Source organism: Aeromonas sp. HMWF014 (assembly GCF_963878295.1).
GTDB classification, from domain to species: domain Bacteria; phylum Pseudomonadota; class Gammaproteobacteria; order Enterobacterales; family Aeromonadaceae; genus Aeromonas; species Aeromonas popoffii.
Genome location: NZ_CAWNYS010000120.1, coordinates 22,589 through 25,100, shown reverse-complemented (window position 1 = coordinate 25,100; position 2,512 = coordinate 22,589). Strand labels below are relative to the sequence as shown.

The window sequence follows — 2,512 nt, the reverse complement described above, 5'->3', positions numbered from 1 at the left end:
GCGCCAGCCGGCCGTTGGCGGGCAGGTCGCGCATCAGCACCATCTCCTCCAGATCCAGGATCTGATCATGCAGCTCCTCGACAAATTCCCCCGCTCGGTCGGTCAGGGCATCACACACCTCCACCAGCCAGTCGGCTGTGGTATCGGCACCACCGCCCAGCGTCAGCTGGTTGAACACATCCTGCTCGGAGAGCAGCGGACGACGACGGCTGCTGATGATGAGATCCGGGGTGATAAAAATGCGCAGCGCCACCATCTCTTCGGGCCTGTGATCCTTGTTGTGATTGATGCCGCGCAGGATCAGCAGCACGGTTTCCCCCATCCGCACCAGCTTGGGCCTGTTACTCTGGCCAAGCAGTGACTCTTTGGCCGCCTCATTGAGCAAGGGGGTGTGCAGCAACCAGCGGGCCGCTTCCGGATTGCCGTAATCCAGATGCAGCCAGCCAGGGCTCTTCCCCGGGATCTCGCTCCCCGCCGCCAGTGGCTGCATACCACCCTTGCCATCCAGGGTCAGGGCATAAATCACATCACTGGGTACCCGATCCATCTGCTCGTCCTTTTCATTCAGTCTCATCGGGCCAGCTTACACTAAAGCCCGGCCTGACTCAGCCCTAGGGGCCGACCCGCGCTGGCCATGTTAAGATAAGGCCTTATTTCAGACACAGGAAGCCATGCCATGCCCATCTGGGTCGATGCCGATGCCTGCCCCCTCCCGGTCAAGGAGATCCTCTACCGCGCCGCCCACCGCGCCCAGGTCGTCACCACGCTAGTGGCCAATCAGGGACTGCGCGTGCCCCCCTCCCCCTTCATCAAGACCCAGCAGGTGGAGAAGGGATTCGATGTGGCGGATCATGTCATCGCCCAACAGGTCACGCCGGGGGATCTGGTGATCACTGGTGACATACCGCTCGCCTCCTGGGTGATCGATGCCGGTGGCGAGGCACTCAACCCCCGCGGCGAGATCTATACCCGCGAGACCATCCAGGCGCGGCTCGGCATGCGCAACTTCATGGAAGAGCTGCGCTCGGCCGGCGTGCAGACCGGTGGCCCGGCCCCCTTCAATGCCGCCGACAAGCAGCGCTTCGCCAACGCCCTCGACAAGTGGCTGATCAAGGGCAAGCTCAGCTGATTACGGTCTCCCCTGCATCCCACTGAGGAGACCCATTCAATGCCATCTTTACTTAATCCTTTCTTAAGTATTGTGGGCTAACCTTGTGACTGTTGACCAAACCACCAGCAAGGAGCACACATGAAACTGACCCCCCTGTTGTTACTGATCCCCCTGTTCAGCGGCGCCGTTCTGGCCGACCCCCAGTGTACCCAGACCGACAAGAGCCAATGGCTGAGCGAAGCGGATGCCCAACAGCAGATCAAGGCGATGGGCTACGACATCAAGAAGTTCAAGGTGACCAAAACCAACTGCTACGAGATCTACGGTTGGGACAAGGACAAGCGCAAGGTCGAAATCTACTTCGACCCGACCGATCTGAAGAAAGTAAAAGAAGAGATCGACGAATAAGCTAACCATGGGCCGGTCTGTCACCGGCCCCTTTGATGGAGCCTTGCCATGACAACCTCGTCTGAAGTGAAAGTCTGGGATCCTCTCATCCGGGTGTTTCACTGGGCAACCGTCATACTCTGCCTGCTCAACTTCTTCGTTCTGGAAGAGGGCAGCAAGAACCACAGATATGTCGGCTATACCTTGGCAGGCCTGCTGCTCACCCGCCTGCTGTGGGGACTGGTCGGCCCCCATTACGCCCGTTTCGGCCAGTGGTGGCCGACACCCGCCCGCATTCGTTACTACCTGCGTCAGCTGACACAGGGCCGCCACCCCTATTATCTCGGCCACAACCCGCTCGGCGCTCTGATGATCTGGCTGTTGCTGCTGTCGCTGGTCGGCACTATCACCACCGGCTGGCTCACCACCTGGGATGCCTTCTGGGGTGAAGAGTGGCTGGAAGAGCTACACGGTGTCATCGCCAACACCCTGATGGCCGCCGTCGGTGTCCATGCCGCCGTGGTGATCCTGACCGACCGCCTTACCCGCAGCGATCTGCTGCGCGCCATGGTGCTGGGCAAAAAACGGGTGCCCGCCGATACCAAGGTGGAAGATCCGCGCAGTTATTGACCTGGCCGGCTCGCCGGCCCCGGTTTTTTGCTGCAATGGCCCGCGACACTGGTAAGATGCGCCGCCATTTCTCCATGCCGTAGCCACCATGACAGCCCAAGGGCACCTGCTGTTTTCCGTCACCTGCACCCTGCTCGCTCACAAGCTCCAGCTCACACCGGCACTGGCCGATACCAGCCTGTGGCAGACCATACCCGCCGCGCTGGCCAGCGCCCTGCTGCCGGATCTCGACCACCCCAAGTCCGTGCTAGGTCAGCGACTGCCCTGGATCTCCAAGCCATTGTCACGGCTGTTCGGTCATCGCGGCTTCACCCACAGCCTGCTGGCGGTGGCCGTGGCCGTGTGGGGGCTGGATCAGAGCCTGGCACCCGACCTGCTGCCCGT

The 2,512-nt window shown here is 61.2% G+C and carries 4 protein-coding genes and 1 pseudogene; 4 read left to right on the top strand and 1 reads right to left on the bottom strand.

Going from position 1 to position 2,512, the window contains the following annotated elements; genetic code table 11:
• The coding region (locus AAC083_RS04840; protein WP_308810992.1) for a CorA family divalent cation transporter at positions 1-574 on the bottom strand (574 nt) is incomplete at its 3' end.
• 102 nt (positions 575-676) lie between these two features.
• Here AAC083_RS04840 and AAC083_RS04835 point away from each other — a divergent pair.
• The 4 genes and pseudogenes from AAC083_RS04835 to AAC083_RS22920 form a co-directional block, all read left to right on the top strand.
• Positions 677-1,129 (top strand): YaiI/YqxD family protein, encoded by a 453-nt coding sequence (locus AAC083_RS04835; RefSeq protein WP_098980869.1) that lies wholly within the window; start codon positions 677-679, stop codon positions 1,127-1,129.
• Positions 1,130-1,249: 120 nt separating this feature from the next.
• A complete protein-coding gene (locus AAC083_RS04830) occupies positions 1,250-1,519 on the top strand; it encodes a PepSY domain-containing protein (RefSeq protein ID WP_108535986.1) in 270 nt (89 codons plus the stop codon).
• Positions 1,520-1,567: 48 nt separating this feature from the next.
• Positions 1,568-2,128: a cytochrome b/b6 domain-containing protein gene (locus AAC083_RS04825; RefSeq protein WP_108535985.1), complete on the top strand. Its 561-nt coding sequence runs from the start codon at positions 1,568-1,570 to the stop codon at positions 2,126-2,128.
• Between the two features lie 88 nt (positions 2,129-2,216).
• Positions 2,217-2,512: pseudogene (locus AAC083_RS22920) on the top strand (metal-dependent hydrolase); the annotation flags it as partial.

Coding starts and splice junctions, on each gene's coding strand:
- AAC083_RS04835 (WP_098980869.1), top strand. CDS start 677: ATGCCCATCTGGGTCGATGCCGATGCCTGCCCCCTCCCGGTCAAGGAG.
- AAC083_RS04830 (WP_108535986.1), top strand. CDS start 1,250: ATGAAACTGACCCCCCTGTTGTTACTGATCCCCCTGTTCAGCGGCGCC.
- AAC083_RS04825 (WP_108535985.1), top strand. CDS start 1,568: ATGACAACCTCGTCTGAAGTGAAAGTCTGGGATCCTCTCATCCGGGTG.